Raw genomic sequence first — 14878 nt, forward strand, 5'->3', positions numbered from 1 at the left:
CCAATCGAACTCGGAAATAGCTGGTTCTCCCCGAAATAGCTTTAGGGCTAGCCTCGGTGTTGAGCATGCTGGAGGTAGAGCACTGATTGGGTGCGGGGCCCGCCAAGGGTTACCAAGTCCAGTCAAACTCCGAATGCCAGTCATGTATAACCGGGAGTCAGACGGTGAGTGCTAAGATCCATCGTCAAGAGGGAAACAGCCCAGATCATCAGCTAAGGTCCCCAAGTGTGTGTTAAGTGGGAAAGGATGTGGAGTTGCCCAGACAACCAGGATGTTGGCTTAGAAGCAGCCACCATTTAAAGAGTGCGTAATAGCTCACTGGTCGAGTGACTCTGCGCCGAAAATGTAACGGGGCTAAACACACCACCGAAGCTATGGCAAAGCTGCAAGCGCAAGCTTGGCAGCATTGGGTAGGGGAGCGTTGTGTATAGGTTGAAGTCAGACCGCAAGGACTGGTGGACGGTACACAAGTGAGAATGCCGGTATGAGTAACGAAAAGATCAGTGAGAATCTGATCCGCCGTAAGCCTAAGGGTTCCTGAGGAAGGTTCGTCCGCTCAGGGTAAGTCGGGACCTAAGGCGAGGCCGAAAGGCGTAGTCGAAGGACAACAGGTTGATATTCCTGTACCACCGTAAGCCGTTATGAGCAATGGAGTGACGCAGAAGGGTAGTGACGCGGACCGATGGATGTGTCCGTCCAAGCAGTGAGGCTGGTTTGTTGGCAAATCCGCAAACCGTAAGGCTGGGCTGTGATGGGGAGGGAAACTTACAGTACCGAAGGTCATGATCTCCAGCTGCCAAGAAAAGCTTCTAGCCAGGCGAAGGTGCCCGTACCGCAAACCGACACAGGTAGGCGAGCAGAGCATGCTAAGGCGCGCGGAGTAACTCTCGTTAAGGAACTCGGCAACATGACCCCGTAACTTCGGGAGAAGGGGTGCCTCGGTAGGGTGAATAGCCCGAGGGGGCCGCAGTGAAAAGGCCCAAGCGACTGTTTAGCAAAAACACAGGTCTGTGCGAAGCCGTAAGGCGAAGTATACGGGCTGACGCCTGCCCGGTGCTGGAAGGTTAAGGGGAGCGGTTAGGGGCAACCCGAAGCTGTGAACCGAAGCCCCAGTAAACGGCGGCCGTAACTATAACGGTCCTAAGGTAGCGAAATTCCTTGTCAGGTAAATTCTGACCCGCACGAATGGCGTAACGACTTGGGCGCTGTCTCAACGAGAGATCCGGTGAAATTTTACTACCTGTGAAGATGCAGGTTACCCGCGACAAGACGGAAAGACCCCATGGAGCTTTACTGCAGCTTGATATTGGACTTTGGTACGATCTGTACAGGATAGGTGGGAGCCTAGGAAGCCGGAGCGCCAGCTTCGGTGGAGGCGCCGTTGGGATACCACCCTGATCGTATCGGAGTTCTAACCTGTCACCGTGAAGCCGGTGAAGGGACCGTGTCAGGCGGGCAGTTTGACTGGGGCGGTCGCCTCCTAAAATGTAACGGAGGCGCCCAAAGGTTCCCTCAGAATGGTTGGAAATCATTCGAAGCGTGCAAAGGCATAAGGGAGCTTGACTGCGAGACCAACAAGTCGAGCAGGGACGAAAGTCGGGCTTAGTGATCCGGTGGTACCGAATGGAAGGGCCATCGCTCAACGGATAAAAGCTACCCTGGGGATAACAGGCTTATCTCCCCCAAGAGTCCACATCGACGGGGAGGTTTGGCACCTCGATGTCGGCTCATCGCATCCTGGGGCTGAAGTAGGTCCCAAGGGTTGGGCTGTTCGCCCATTAAAGCGGTACGCGAGCTGGGTTCAGAACGTCGTGAGACAGTTCGGTCCCTATCTGTCGTGGGCGTAGGAAATTTGAGAGGAGCTGTCCTTAGTACGAGAGGACCGGGATGGACGTACCGCTGGTGTACCAGTTGTTCCGCCAGGAGCACCGCTGGGTAGCTACGTACGGACGGGATAAGCGCTGAAAGCATCTAAGCGCGAAGCCCCCCTCAAGATGAGATTTCCCAGTATGTAAGACCCCTGGAAGACGACCAGGTGGATAGGCTCGAGGTGGAAGCGCGGCAACGCGTGCAGCTGACGAGTACTAATCGGTCGAGGGCTTATCCTACTTAGCAAGAACAGCCGGTCAGCACGGCATTTCGTTCGATCCAGTTTTCAGGGCGCAAGCTCGTTTTGCTTCACGGACTAGTGCCGGAGAGCAGGACAAGTTGTGCAGGCATTTGGCGATGCCTGACCTGACACATGTGGCGGCATAGCTCAGCTGGCTAGAGCGTACGGTTCATACCCGTGAGGTCGGGGGTTCGATCCCCTCTGCCGCTACCATTTATACGGAAGCTTAGCTCAGCTGGGAGAGCATCTGCCTTACAAGCAGAGGGTCGGGGGTTCGATCCCCTCAGCTTCCACCATTATCGCCTGGAGCTGTGGTGTAGAGGCCTAACATGCCTGCCTGTCACGCAGGAGACCGCGGGTTCGAATCCCGTCAGCTCCGCCATTTTTTCAATCGTTTACGGCTCGGTAGCTCAGTTGGTAGAGCAAAGGACTGAAAATCCTTGTGTCGGCGGTTCGATTCCGTCCCGAGCCACCATTGGTTTTCTAAGTGAGCTTCAATGGCGCATCTTAGAGCAAATGTGGAGGGCTAGCGAAGTGGCCAAACGCAGCAGACTGTAAATCTGTTCTCTGACGAGTTCGGTGGTTCGAATCCATCGCCCTCCACCACTTCATCTTCAAGAGCCATTAGCTCAGTTGGTAGAGCACCTGACTTTTAATCAGGGTGTCGAAGGTTCGAGTCCTTCATGGCTCACCAGTTTTATCGATCCAAGCCCAGACCTTGTCTGGGCTTTTTTTGTCGTTCTCCCGCAAGCGGCTGGCGATGCGCGTTGGAAGAGGCGCTCTGCTTCATGGTACACTTGGGTCATAGCTCATCCAAAGACAGGAACAGGAGATGACACATGGCATCGGCAGACTGGCTGGAAGAACTGAGGCATATCCTGGACGCGGATCTGCAGCTTCGCTCCTATAAGCCGGGGCAGTGGCAGGAGCTGGAGACGCTGGCGGACGAAGACCCGGAGCTGTTCCGGCAGCTGCCGGATGGTGCGGTAGCGGTGCAAGGGACATCAGACGCGCAACGGGCGGACGTGCTGGAGATCCGGCGAGCAAGGCCGCTCGGCCATACCGAGCTGCGCCTGATCGGCTGGATGCTAGGAGCGATGAAGGCCGGCAAAGCCGCGCCTGCGGCGCCGACCGGAGTCGAGAAGCAGGCGGCGTCTCTCGGAGCCTGGATCATGGAGCAGCTGGAGAGGCCGCAAGCGGAGATGCTGCCGGAGGCGCTCACGATGGGCGGCCGGCTGTATGCCGACATGATTCCTTTCCTGCTCATCCGAGAATATCACGGACTCGTCGACGAGCCGTACGCCGAGCTGGAGAAGCTGCTGCGCTCCTTCTTCGAGGAAGAGATCATCCTGCTGCCGCTGCAGCGCAACGAGTGGCTTATCCTGAGCCCGACTGCGCCTTTGAGCGACTCTTTGCTGGATTCGGGGGAAGAGGAGGAATCGGAAGAGGAGAGCCTGCGCTCGATCGGACTTGGCCTGCATGACATGCTGGCAAGCGAGTGGCTCGGCGAATGCCATATCGCAATCGCTTTTCCGATCCAGCCGTCCAAGTCGATCGTCGAGACGACCGCCCTGCTGCGGGAAACGGTGCAGCTCGGACGCCGCTTCCAGATCGGGTCGAGCGTGCACCTGCCCTGGGAGCTCCACCTCGAGCGGCTGCTCAGCGCGATCCCCGAAGGAGACCGCGCGCGGTTCGTGGAGCAGGCGTTCAGCCGCTCCGACTACTATGTGGAGCCGGAAATCATGACGACGCTGGAGACGTTCTTCTCGCTCGACTGCAACGTGAGCGAGACGGCAAAAAAGCTGTACATTCACCGGAATACGCTGCTGTATCGGCTGGACAAGCTCAAGCAGGAGACCGGACTCGATGTGAGGCTGTTCCGGGACGCAGTCATGGTCAAGGTCATTCTGCTATTGTATAAAGTTACGAAAAGACCCTGATTTTTTTGTAGGAGTTGTGCATAGTCACACGCTTACATTTTCGGTTAAGATGGATCTACAAGAGGAACAGCAGGAACTCACCATCACTCACATAGGGGGAAAACGAACATGGCAGGCGTACGTTTAGAGCATGTTTACAAGAAATACCCTGGATCCGACAACGCATCGGTCAAGGACATCAACCTCGACATCAAGGACAAGGAATTCCTCGTTCTGGTCGGTCCGTCCGGCTGCGGCAAATCCACGACTCTTCGTATGATCGCTGGCCTTGAAGAAATCTCCGAGGGCAAGCTGTTCATCGGCGACCGCCTCGTGAACGACGTCGCTCCGAAAGACCGCGACATCGCGATGGTATTCCAATCCTATGCCCTGTACCCGCACATGAACGTGTACCAGAACATGGCCTTCGGCCTGAAGCTGCGCAAGTTCAAAAAAGCGGATATCGATAAGCGCGTGCGCGAAGCCGCGAAAATTCTCGACATCGAGCATCTGCTCGATCGCAAGCCGAAGGCGCTCTCCGGCGGTCAACGCCAGCGTGTCGCCCTGGGCCGCGCCATCGTCCGCGAACCGCAAGTGTTCCTGATGGACGAACCGCTCTCCAACCTTGACGCCAAGCTGCGCGGCCAGATGCGCGCTGAGATCAGCAAGCTGACGAAGCGTCTGGAAACGACCACGATCTACGTAACCCATGACCAGATCGAGGCCATGACGATGGGCGACCGCATCGTCGTCATGAAGGACGGCATCATCCAGCAAAACGCAACTCCGGAGGAGCTGTACAACCATCCGGTGAACATCTTCGTCGCTGGCTTCATCGGCGCTCCTGCCATGAACTTCATCACGGGCACGCTGAACGAAGTCGCCGGCGCCCTGCGCTTCAAAGCTCCAGGCGTGGACGTCGTCCTGCCGGAAGGCAAAGCTCAAGCGCTCCGCGACAAGGGCTTCTCCGGCAAAGAGGTTGTTCTCGGCGTGCGTCCGGAAGACCTGCATGAAGAGCCGGTATTCCTGGAAGCATCCCCGAACAGCATCGTTACGGCGAACATCGAAGTTGCCGAGAACCTGGGCCATGAGATGTACCTGTACCTGAACGGCATCGGCAACGATACGGTCATCGCTCGCGTAGACGGACGCTCCGGCATGCGCGACGGCACGACGGTCAAGCTGGCGCTGGACATGAACAAAGTCCACATCTTCGACAAAGCGACCGAGCTGAACCTGTTCGAGAACTAATTCAACGAACGACAAAGGCGATCCCATCCGGGATCGCCTTTTTTTTTACGCTTGGAGCTGCTGTCGATGCGGGATGGGATGGGCCCGCGCCGGGCTTCAGGGAGCCGTGCCGAACGGCGCGAGAGCCGCTTCGACCTGCCCGTTCAGCCGTTTCAGCGAAGGGACGGCGGTTGGCGCATCATCGAGCTTGTAACGAAGCTTCAGCGCGAGGATGCGGTATACGCTGTCGTTCAGCCTTCGGGTCGAAACCGTCCCGTCCTGGACGGCTTTTTGCAAAGCGGCGAAGACGAGCTTCGCCTGCTGCGGATCGTGGCAGACGAGCACGAGATCTCCGCCTGCAGCGACGAACCGCACCGCGGCATCGCCGAGATCATAGTTGTCCGTGATCGCGCCCATCGTCATGTCGTCGCTGACGACGAGGCCGTCGAATTCAAGCTTGCCGCGCAGCAAGCCGCCGATGATCGAGCTGGATAGAGACGCCGGCCAGTCGGGATCGAGCTTGGGCAGCAGAATATGGGCAACCATGACGGCTTCCGTCCCCTTCTCGATGGCGGCTTCGAACGGCGCCAGCTCGATTTTGGACAGCCGGCTCAAATCATGGGTCAAGACAGGAAGCTGCTTATGCGAGTCGACGGCTGTATCGCCATGTCCCGGGAAATGCTTGACGACGCCGAGGATGCCCGCCTCCTGATGGGCTTTCAGCTCGGCGATGCCCAGCTTGGCGACCAGCTCGGGGCTGCCGCCGAACGAGCGGTCGCCGATGACCGGATTGTCGGGATTGCTGTTCACGTCCAGCACGGGAGCGAAGTTGACGTTGAAGCCGAACGCCTTTACCCGCTCGGCCAGCTGCTTGCCTACCGCCCGAGCATAGTCGACGTCACCGCTTTGACCGACTGCTCCGCTTGCCGGCAAGCGCGTCATGGAAGCGGGAAAGCGGGTCACGCGGCCGCCCTCCTCATCGACGCCGAGGAACAGCGGCTGCCCGCCGGCCTGGCGGTTGAGCTTCTTAAGCTCGTTCAGCAGCGACACGGTGCTCGAGATCGTCTCCATATTGCGCCGGAACAGGATGAAGCCCCCGGCCTGGCGATGTTCGATGAGGCGGGCGACGGCTTGATCCGGCGCGCTGCCGTCGATGCCGGCGACGAGCAGCTGTCCGATCTTTTCCTCCGGGGCCATCCGCAGCACTTGATCCGCGAGCTGCTTTCGCTGCGGCTCGGACAGGCCGGAGATGCGAGGCCAGACATGCGCGGGAACGGCGGGCGAAACCGAATTGGCGTAGGAAGCGGGAGCGGACGTATCGGCGACGGGAGCGGGAATCGATTCGGCGGACGAAGCAGAGGCAGCGCCGGCAGCGGACGGCAGCGCGGGCTTGGCAGGAGCCGTAAAGGCGGCGACGGCGGCGGATGCCGGCGCGAGGGCGGTGACGGCTGCCGTCAGCGCGTCGGGCGAGTCCGACGGCCGGGATGACGCGTAGGCCAAGGGAAGCGTCGCCGCAGCGGAAAGCAGCAGGCAAGCGGCAAGACGTCCCGGCCGCAAGCGGGACGGCGACTTTCGTTTTGATCTCATGGGGCAGCACCTCCGCAGGGACAAGGAATGGACGGTCCGGACGATCCGCTTGAAAAGATGGACGACAAGCGCTTCCAAAAGGTTTCTCCGGCGAGGATCGGGAATCCTTCCGAAATCAGGAAAAGCCGCATGGGCCGCTACGTTGCGCCGAAAGCGGATTTCCATTAGGATGGAACTAACAGCCAAGGAGCAATGAACCACCACTATTCCTACATAAGTCTTGCAGAAGGAATCGATACAGGGAGGCTTCCATGCCTAAAAAAGTAAAGGTATCTGAATTGATCCAGCCGTTCCAGCTGGAAATCCTGGCCGGCGAGGACGGACTGAAGCGCTTCATCACGACGGATGATCTGTACCGGCCCGCTCTTGAAATGGCCGGCTATTTTCATTATTACCCGAAAGAGCGCGTTCAACTGCTCGGCAAGACCGAGCTTGCCTTCATCGAGACGCTGGGCAGCGAGGAGCGGCGCGAGCGGCTGGAGCGGCTCTGCCATGACGAGACGCCATGCATCTTGCTGACGCGCGGGCTGGAGCCTCCGACGGAGCTGCTGGAGCAGGCGACGGAGAAGCAGATTCCGGTGCTGCGCAGCCAGATTTCGACGACGATCTTCTCGAGCCGGCTGACGAACTTCCTGGAGCGCCGCCTCGCGCCGACGACGACGATCCACGGCGTGCTCGTCGACGTCTACGGGATGGGCATCCTCATCACCGGGGGCAGCGGCATCGGCAAGAGCGAGACGGCGCTCGAGCTCGTCAAGCGCGGCCATCGGCTCGTCGCGGACGACGCGGTGGAGATCCGCCAGACGTCGGACGGCCAGCTGCACGGCACCGCGCCGGAGCTGATCCGCCATCTGCTGGAAATCCGCGGCCTCGGCATCATCAACGTGATGACGCTGTTCGGGGCAGGGGCGATCCGCAACAACAAGCGCATCAGCGTCGTCATCCGCCTCGAGAACTGGCAGCCGGACAAGCAGTACGACCGGCTCGGACTGGACGAGGAGACGACGCGCATCATCGAGACCGACGTGCCGCTCGTCACCGTGCCGGTCCGGCCGGGACGCAACCTGGCGGTCATCATCGAGGTGGCGGCGATGAACTACCGGCTCAAGCGCATGGGCTACAACGCGGCGCTGCAGTTCACGAACAAGCTGACCGAGACGATCGCCGACGATATGGACGATTACGAATAATAGAACGGAAAGAGGTCTGTCTGGATGACGCCTATCAGCCTGCTCATTGACCCTATCGCTTTCAAGCTGGGACCGATCACGGTCCATTGGTACGGCATCATTCTCGGGCTCGGCGCGCTCGCCGGCCTGGTGCTGGCCATCCGGGAGGGCAAGCGCTTCGGGCTTTCCTCCGATTTCTTCATGGACATCCTGCTGCTCGGAGTGCCGTCGGCGATCCTCGCGGCGAGGGCGTACTTCGTCCTGTTCAAGTGGGACTACTATCGCGAGCACCCCGGCGAGATCCTCGCCATCTGGAACGGCGGCATCGCCATCTACGGCGCGCTGATCGGCGCCGTCATCAGCGCGGTCATCTACTGCCGCGTCAAAGGCTACAGCTTCTGGAGAATCGCCGACATTTGCGCGCCGTCGCTGCTGATCGGGCAGATCATCGGGCGCTGGGGCAACTTCGTCAATCAGGAAGCCTACGGCGGGCCGGTGACCAAGCGCTTCCTCACCGGAGAGCTGCATCTGCCGGACTGGATCGTAAACCAGATGTATGTCGAGAAGGACGGCCTGTTCCATCATCCGACGTTCCTGTACGAGTCGCTGTGGAACGTGCTCGGCATCGTGCTGATCTTCGTGCTGCGCCGCCGTCCATGGGTGCGCGCCGGCGAGATGTTCTTCACCTATCTGATCTGGTATTCGATCGGCCGCTTCTTCGTCGAGGGGCTGCGCACGGACAGCCTGGCGTTCCAGGGACCGGCTTGGCTCGCCTCGCTGATGGATGCGCTCTGGTCGCCGATGACGGCGATGTTCCAGGCCGGATTCCTCGACCCGAACTACGGAAACGTCCGCAGCTCGCAGCTGATCGCGGTGCTGACCGTGCTCGCCTGCGCGATCCTGATCGCGGTGCGGCGCAAGGCGGGCTGGTCCTCGGAGCGCTACAGCGACCCGATCCTCAACCGCAAGACCGGCCTGCCGGCCGGAGCGGAATCCGAGACGGCGCCTGCCGTCTCTGCCAAAGGCAAGGAGAATCAAGATGACCCGCAAAATCAAAACCCTACTGTTTGACCTCGACGGCACGATCCTGGATACGAACGAGCTTATCATCCGCAGCTTCCTGCACGCGCTGCAAGGCGTCGCGCCGGAAGGCTTCGGGCGGGAGCAGATGATTCCGCATATGGGACTGCCGCTGCTCGACCAGATGAACTTCTTTTCCGGACTGGCCGATGCCTCGCATCTGATCCCGATCTACCGCGAAATGAACCTGCGGCTGCACGATGATCTCGTGAAGCCGTTCCCCCATACGCTCGAGGTGCTGCAGCGCCTCAAGCAAGAGGGCTTCCAGCTCGGCGTCGTCACGACGAAGATCCGCCTGACGACCGACAAGGGCCTCAAGCTGACGGGGCTGTTCGACCTGATGGACGCCATCGTCACGATGGATGACGTGACGCGGCCGAAGCCGGATCCGGAGCCGGTACGGCTGGCGATGGAGCAGCTCGGCGCGGATCCGGCCGCGACGTTCATGGTCGGCGACAGCGCGGTCGACATGCAGTCCGCCATTGAAGCCGGCGCGGTGCCGATCGGCGTCGCCTGGTCGCTCAAGGGCGAGCAGCTGCTCCGCGAATACGGGGCGCAGCATGTGCTGCAGGATATGAGGGACCTGTATGCGCTGGTCGGACTGGAGCCGAGCCCCGCGTGAGGCGGGTGGAGCGATATCCGACCGAGGGGCCGAACGCGCTGTGGCAGGTGTATCGGACCGTCAGCCGCTTCAAGGCCGTGCGCAATTTCGCGGCGATCCAGGTTTCCCGATACTGTCCGTCGCTTCCGGTCAAGAACTGGATCTACCGGAACGTGCTCGGCATGAAGGTCGGGCGGACGACTTCGTTCGCGCTCATGGTCATGGTCGATGTCTTTTTCCCGGAGCGGATCACCGTCGGAGACAACTGCATCATCGGCTACAACACGACAATCCTGACGCATGAATACCTCATCCGGGAATACCGGCTCGGCGATGTCGTCATCGGCAACGACGTCATGATCGGAGCCAACACGACGATCCTGCCGGGCGTAACGATCGGGGACGGAGCGGTCGTCGCAGCCGGTTCGGTCGTGCACCGGGACGTGCCTGCAGGAGCGTTCGTCGGGGGCAACCCGGCGCGTCCGATCGAACGGAATAAAAGGGATGTATAAGGGAATCGTTTCAACCAGGGAGAAACCTTTTGCGAAAGCGGATCGTCAGGGAGATGGATTCGCTGAGGCAAGAGGAGGACAATCAATATGGATCGGACCGGCCGCTTCGCGCTGCTGACCGCGCTGCTTGCCGCCGCTGTTCTCGCCACGGGCTTGGCGGGAGCGGCCTTTTCGTATAAAGACAGAATTCCGATGCTCGGAAAGCTGCTCGGGCCGCAAGGCGAGCCCGTCTTGTATCAAGGATTGAAGTCGGAGCCGGATACGCCGGACGGCCGCTACTATCGGAACAAGGTGCTCGTGCTGATGATCCACGATGTCGCGCCCGCTCCGGCCGACGACAAGGCGCTCGCGCTGGACAAGCTGGACCGGCAGCTGACGCTGCTCCGGGCGAACAACTTTCATGTCATCTCGATGGACGAATACAAGCGCTTCATCCGCCGCAAAGGGCCGGTGCCCGACAATGCCGTGCTGCTGACGTTCGACGACGGCTACGAGTCGTTCTACCGCTATGCGTATCCGCTGCTGCTCAAGCATGGCGTCACGGCGACGAACTTCCTGATCGCGAGCACGATCGGCGATGCGAGGCGCGACGGCGTCGCCAAGCTGAGCTGGGAGCAGGTGCGGGAGATGAAGCGGGGCGGAATGGAGTTCTACAGCCATTCCTTCAACTCCCACGCTTACGCGCCGGAGGCGGCGCTGGGCGGCGGACAGACCGCGCTGCTGGCCGGCCGCGTTTTCGTCCCGAGGCTGGGAAGACGGGAGACCGAGCGCGAGTACGAGCGCAGGATCGCAAGCGATGTGCGCCAGGCCAATGCGGTGCTGCGCGAGAAGCTCGGCGTCCGCAACGACGTGCTGGCTTTTCCTTACGGGGCCTTCTCCCAGCCGCTGCTGCGCGCGTGCCGCAAGGAAGGGATCGACGTGACGCTGACCGTCAAGCCGGGACTCAACGGTCCCGGCCAGCACAACGGCTACCGGCTCAACGCCGGCGGAGCCGACAATGATCCGGCGCTGCAGATCGCGCTCATGAAGCATGCGGAGGAGCGGCTCGGCCATGTCCGGTACGAGCGGCCGAGCTTGATCTATATGCTGCTGCTGCTGCCGCTCGTCTGCCTGCTGCTCGGCGCCCTGTGGCTGCGCAGCGCGTGGGAGCTGGCCGTAGAGCTGCGGCTGCGATCGCGGATGCGGCGAGACCCGATGTAGCAAGAAGGAGCGGAAGTCGGCACGAGCCGCCTCTGCCGGCAACCGCCGGACGGAGGCGGCTTAACGCAGGTTGACGGATGCGGAGCGTTCGTGATAGTATAACCCATACCTTTACTTTGGCAGTATGGTAACATGGTAGTACATTAACGCGTTAAAGTGATGCGCGTCTTTATAGGAGATTGGATCATGTCGAAACCGAAGGTGTTTGAAAAGCCGGTCGGCGTCAAGGACTACTTGCCGCTGGCCGTGTCGAAGCTGCGCCAGATCGAGCGCAGCGTGCTCAACTGCATGGCCGGCTGGGGCTACGAGCAGATCATGACGCCGACGCTGGAGTATTACGATACGGTCGGCGTCGCGAGCTCGACGTCGGATCAGCGGCTGTTCAAGCTGCTCAACAACCGCGGCACGACGCTCGTGCTGCGCTCGGACATGACGGCGCCGATCGCGCGCGTCGTCTCCTCCTTGCTGCGGGAGCACGAGTTCCCGCTGCGGCTGTCGTACCATGCGAGCGTCTTTCGCGCGTTCGAGAACGAGGCGGGGCGGGACGCGGAGTTTTTCCAGACGGGCGTGGAGCTGGTCGGAGACGCTTCCGCCGAGGCCGATGCGGAGGTGATCGCGCTGGCGATCGCCTCGCTGCAGGCGGCGGGCGTGCAGCGGTTCCGGATGGCGGTCGGCCATGTCGGCTTCCTCAACGGGCTGCTGGAGGAGCTGCTGCCGGGCCGGGAGAGCGATCAGGGCCGGCTCAAGGACTATCTGCTGAATCGCGACCATGTCGGCTATCGCGACGAGCTGCGCCGGCTCGGCCTCTCCGAGAGCGTGCGCCGGGAGCTCGAAGGGCTGCTGCGCCTGCGCGGCGGACGCGCGGCATGCGAGCAGGCGCTGGAGCTGAGCGCCAACGAGACGGCGCGCAGCGCGATCGGCCATCTGTGCGGAGTGTGGGACGCGCTGGAGGCGTACGGCGTGAGCGAGCATGTGCTGATCGATCTGACGATGATCGGCGACTTCTCCTATTATACGGGCATGACGTTCGAGGGCTATGCTTCGGATCTCGGGTTCCCGGTCGTGGCGGGCGGACGGTACGACAATCTGCTGCAGCAGTTCGGCCGGCCCGCGCCGGCGACGGGCTTCGCGATCAAGACGACGCGCGTGCTCGAGCTGGTCGGAGAGGAGAGCGAGCCGCAGCGGCGCATTCTGATCGGCTACGACGCCGCCTCGCGCGAGCGGGCGCTGGCCGAGGCGGGCCGCCTGCGCGGCGAGGGCGCCGTCGTCGTGACGGCGCTGCTGGAGGCGCCAGGCGTGGCCCATGGCGCGCAGGCGCGAGCAGCCGGCGCAGCCGCAGGAGAGCGGCTGGAGCGCAAGGCGCGGCGGCTGCCGGATGGAGAGTCGGTCCGTTATGGCGGGCAGACCTACGGGGTTTTTGTTCCTTTTTTCAACGATGAAGAGGCAGGAGAGGGGGCGGGACGATGAGCGGAGAGCCGACGAAGGACATTCTCAAGGTGGCGATGCCCAAGGGCCGCATCTACAAGCAGGCGTCCCGCCTCTTCCGCGAGGCGGGCTTGCTGATCCAGGAGGACCTGGAGGATACGCGCAAGCTGATCATCGAGGTGCCGGACGCGCGGATGGAGTTCATCATGGCCAAGCCGGTCGACGTGCCGACCTATGTGGAGTACGGCGTGGCGGATATCGGAGTCGTCGGCAAGGACGTGCTGATGGAGGAAAACAAGGACGTCTACGAGCTGCTCGACCTCGGCATCGCGCCGTGCCGCATGTCGGTCATCGGACTGCCGGACTGGAAGCCGGTCATGAACCCGCGCGTGGCGACCAAGTATCCGAACGTCGCTTCGCAGTACTTCCGCGAGCGCGGCCAGCAGGTGGAGGTCATCAAGCTGAACGGCTCGATCGAGCTGGCGCCGCTGATCGGCCTCGCCGACCGGATCGTCGACATGGTCGAGACCGGACAGACGCTGCGCGACAACGGGCTCGTGGAGATGGAGCCGATGTTCGGCGTGACGAGCCGCCTGATCGCCAACCGCGTCAGCTACCGGATGAAGAACGACCGCATCCAGTCGCTGTGCGACCGGCTGCAGGCGACGCTGTCGGCGCGGGTCTAGAGTCGAGGAAGGAAAGGGGAGACGGACGATGCGGATCATGCGAGCGGAGCAGTTCAAGCTGAGCCGGGAGGTCGAATACGGCACGCCGGAGCAGAACGAGTCAGTGCGGCAGACGGTCGAGGCGCTGCGGACGCGCGGGGACGAGGCGCTGCTGGAGCTGACGGAGCGCTTCGACGGCGTGCGGCTGAGCGCGGCGCAGCTGCGCGTCGGCGAGGCGGAGATCCAGGCGGCGTACAGCCAGGTCGAGCCGGACTTTCTGGAGGCGCTGCGCCAGGCGGCGGCCAACATCCGCGCCTATCACGAGCGGCAGAAGCGCCAGTCGTGGATGGACGTGCAGCCGGACGGCACGATGCTCGGGCAGGTGATCCGGCCGCTGAAGCGCGTCGGGGTCTACGTGCCGGGAGGCAAGGCGGCGTATCCGTCGTCGGTGCTGATGAACGTCATCCCCGCCCAGGTGGCGGGCGTGCCGGAGATCGTCATGGTCACGCCGCCGGCGACCGGGGGCAAGCCGGGCATCGACCCGTACATCCTCGTCGCGGCGGCCGAGGCCGGCGTCAAGGAGATGTACCGCATCGGCGGCGCGCAGGCGGTGGCGGCGCTGGCCTACGGCACGGAGACGATCCCGCCGGTCGACAAGATTACGGGACCGGGCAACATCTATGTGGCGCTGGCCAAGCGCGCCGTCTACGGGGCGGTCGACATCGACAGCCTGGCCGGGCCGAGCGAGATCGCGGTGCTGGCCGACGAGACGGCCGATCCGGCTTATGTGGCGGCGGACCTGCTGTCGCAGGCGGAGCATGACGAGATGGCGTCGAGCCTGTTGATCACGCCTTCGGCCGCGCTGGCCGAAGCGGTCGCGGCCGAGGTGGAGCGCCAGCTCCCGCTGCTGCCGCGGGCGGCGATCGCGCGCGAGTCGATCGACCGGCACGGCGCCGCGTTGCTTGTCGACTCGCTGCAGGCGGGCGTCGACGTCGTCAACCGGCTGGCGCCGGAGCATTTGGAGATCATGACGGACGATCCGATGGGGCTGCTCGGCTCGATCGAGAACGCCGGCGCGATTTTCCTCGGGCCGTACAGCTCGGAGCCGGTCGGCGACTACTTCGCCGGTCCGAACCACATCATCCCGACCAACGGCACGGCGCGCTTCAGCTCGCCGGTGAACGTGGACGACTTCATCAAGAAGTCGAGCCTCATCTCGTACAGCCGCGAGGCGCTGCTGCGGGACGGAGCGCAGATCATGACGCTCGCCCGCCACGAGGGGCTGGAGGGCCATGCCCGCGCGATCGGGGCGCGGCTGGACAAGGAAGCGGCCGCAGGCGCGGCCGGACTTCAATCGACAGAAGGAAAGAGGGCATAGAG

Annotated in this window: 11 protein-coding genes, 6 tRNA genes and 1 rRNA gene (1 of these 18 cut by a window edge); 17 read left to right on the forward strand and 1 reads right to left on the reverse strand. The window is 62.2% G+C overall.

Annotated features, from left to right (window positions below):
• The 9 genes from B8V81_RS10730 to B8V81_RS10770 form a co-directional block, all read left to right on the forward strand.
• Nucleotides 1-2108 (forward strand): 23S ribosomal RNA (locus B8V81_RS10730); it begins 834 nt to the left of the window's first position.
• 138 nt (nt 2109-2246) lie between these two features.
• Nucleotides 2247-2323, forward strand: a tRNA-Met gene (locus tag B8V81_RS10735).
• A 7-nt stretch (nt 2324-2330) separates the two neighbouring features.
• A tRNA-Val gene (locus B8V81_RS10740) sits at nt 2331-2406 on the forward strand.
• Nucleotides 2407-2415: 9 nt separating this feature from the next.
• Nucleotides 2416-2492: transfer RNA gene (locus B8V81_RS10745), tRNA-Asp, on the forward strand.
• A gap of 17 nt (nt 2493-2509) precedes the next feature.
• Nucleotides 2510-2585: transfer RNA gene (locus tag B8V81_RS10750), tRNA-Phe, on the forward strand.
• Nucleotides 2586-2630: 45 nt separating this feature from the next.
• Nucleotides 2631-2716 (forward strand) — tRNA-Tyr (locus tag B8V81_RS10755).
• 12 nt (nt 2717-2728) lie between these two features.
• Nucleotides 2729-2804: transfer RNA gene (locus B8V81_RS10760), tRNA-Lys, on the forward strand.
• A gap of 145 nt (nt 2805-2949) precedes the next feature.
• Nucleotides 2950-4050 carry a PucR family transcriptional regulator gene (locus B8V81_RS10765; RefSeq protein WP_101808355.1) on the forward strand — a complete coding sequence of 367 codons (1101 nt, stop codon included), beginning with the start codon at nt 2950-2952 and terminating at the stop codon, nt 4048-4050.
• Nucleotides 4051-4158: 108 nt separating this feature from the next.
• Nucleotides 4159-5280, forward strand: coding sequence for an ABC transporter ATP-binding protein (locus B8V81_RS10770; RefSeq protein WP_028599276.1), 1122 nt, complete (start codon nt 4159-4161; stop codon nt 5278-5280).
• Between the two features lie 96 nt (nt 5281-5376).
• Here the strand turns inward: B8V81_RS10770 and nagZ are convergent, their stop codons facing one another.
• Entirely contained in the window at nt 5377-6846 is a 1470-nt protein-coding gene (gene nagZ, locus B8V81_RS10775) for a beta-N-acetylhexosaminidase (RefSeq protein ID WP_146000483.1), read from the reverse strand.
• Between the two features lie 251 nt (nt 6847-7097).
• Between nagZ and hprK the strand changes: the two genes are divergently transcribed.
• The 8 genes from hprK (at nt 7098) to hisD (ending at nt 14876) form a co-directional block, all read left to right on the forward strand.
• Nucleotides 7098-8036: an HPr(Ser) kinase/phosphatase gene (gene hprK / locus B8V81_RS10780; protein ID WP_028599277.1), complete on the forward strand. Its 939-nt coding sequence runs from the start codon at nt 7098-7100 to the stop codon at nt 8034-8036.
• A 24-nt stretch (nt 8037-8060) separates the two neighbouring features.
• Entirely contained in the window at nt 8061-9086 is a 1026-nt protein-coding gene (gene lgt, locus B8V81_RS10785; protein ID WP_052333327.1) for a prolipoprotein diacylglyceryl transferase, read from the forward strand.
• Entirely contained in the window at nt 9055-9717 is a 663-nt protein-coding gene (ppaX, locus tag B8V81_RS10790) for a pyrophosphatase PpaX (protein ID WP_101808357.1), read from the forward strand. The genes lgt and ppaX overlap by 32 nt, the downstream gene beginning before the upstream one ends.
• Entirely contained in the window at nt 9714-10208 is a 495-nt protein-coding gene (locus tag B8V81_RS10795) for an acyltransferase (RefSeq protein ID WP_028599279.1), read from the forward strand. The genes ppaX and B8V81_RS10795 overlap by 4 nt, the downstream gene beginning before the upstream one ends.
• Before the next feature lie 87 nt (nt 10209-10295).
• Nucleotides 10296-11408 carry a polysaccharide deacetylase family protein gene (locus B8V81_RS10800; protein ID WP_101808358.1) on the forward strand — a complete coding sequence of 371 codons (1113 nt, stop codon included), beginning with the start codon at nt 10296-10298 and terminating at the stop codon, nt 11406-11408.
• A 186-nt stretch (nt 11409-11594) separates the two neighbouring features.
• On the forward strand, nt 11595-12875 hold the full coding sequence (locus tag B8V81_RS10805) for an ATP phosphoribosyltransferase regulatory subunit (RefSeq protein WP_101808359.1): 1281 nt from the start codon (nt 11595-11597) through the stop codon (nt 12873-12875).
• A complete protein-coding gene (gene hisG / locus B8V81_RS10810; RefSeq protein ID WP_101808360.1) occupies nt 12872-13519 on the forward strand; it encodes an ATP phosphoribosyltransferase in 648 nt (215 codons plus the stop codon). The genes B8V81_RS10805 and hisG overlap by 4 nt, the downstream gene beginning before the upstream one ends.
• Nucleotides 13520-13547: 28 nt before the next feature.
• Nucleotides 13548-14876, forward strand: coding sequence for a histidinol dehydrogenase (gene hisD / locus B8V81_RS10815; RefSeq protein ID WP_101808361.1), 1329 nt, complete (start codon nt 13548-13550; stop codon nt 14874-14876).
• The last annotated feature ends 2 nt before the right edge of the window (nt 14877-14878 follow it).

Origin of the sequence: Paenibacillus pasadenensis (assembly GCF_002864175.1) — a bacterium.
Classification (GTDB): Bacteria; Bacillota; Bacilli; order Paenibacillales; family Paenibacillaceae; genus Paenibacillus_O; species Paenibacillus_O pasadenensis.

Excerpts from the sequence above, each read along its gene's own strand:
- B8V81_RS10805 (WP_101808359.1), top strand. The coding sequence starts at position 11,595 with ATGTCGAAACCGAAGGTGTTTGAAAAGCCGGTCGGCGTCAAGGACTAC.
- lgt (WP_052333327.1), top strand. The coding sequence starts at position 8,061 with ATGACGCCTATCAGCCTGCTCATTGACCCTATCGCTTTCAAGCTGGGA.
- ppaX (WP_101808357.1), top strand. The coding sequence starts at position 9,055 with ATGACCCGCAAAATCAAAACCCTACTGTTTGACCTCGACGGCACGATC.
- hisD (WP_101808361.1), top strand. The coding sequence starts at position 13,548 with ATGCGGATCATGCGAGCGGAGCAGTTCAAGCTGAGCCGGGAGGTCGAA.
- B8V81_RS10800 (WP_101808358.1), top strand. The coding sequence starts at position 10,296 with ATGGATCGGACCGGCCGCTTCGCGCTGCTGACCGCGCTGCTTGCCGCC.
- hisG (WP_101808360.1), top strand. The coding sequence starts at position 12,872 with ATGAGCGGAGAGCCGACGAAGGACATTCTCAAGGTGGCGATGCCCAAG.
- hprK (WP_028599277.1), top strand. The coding sequence starts at position 7,098 with ATGCCTAAAAAAGTAAAGGTATCTGAATTGATCCAGCCGTTCCAGCTG.
- B8V81_RS10770 (WP_028599276.1), top strand. The coding sequence starts at position 4,159 with ATGGCAGGCGTACGTTTAGAGCATGTTTACAAGAAATACCCTGGATCC.
- B8V81_RS10765 (WP_101808355.1), top strand. The coding sequence starts at position 2,950 with ATGGCATCGGCAGACTGGCTGGAAGAACTGAGGCATATCCTGGACGCG.
- nagZ (WP_146000483.1), bottom strand. The coding sequence starts at position 6,846 with ATGAGATCAAAACGAAAGTCGCCGTCCCGCTTGCGGCCGGGACGTCTT.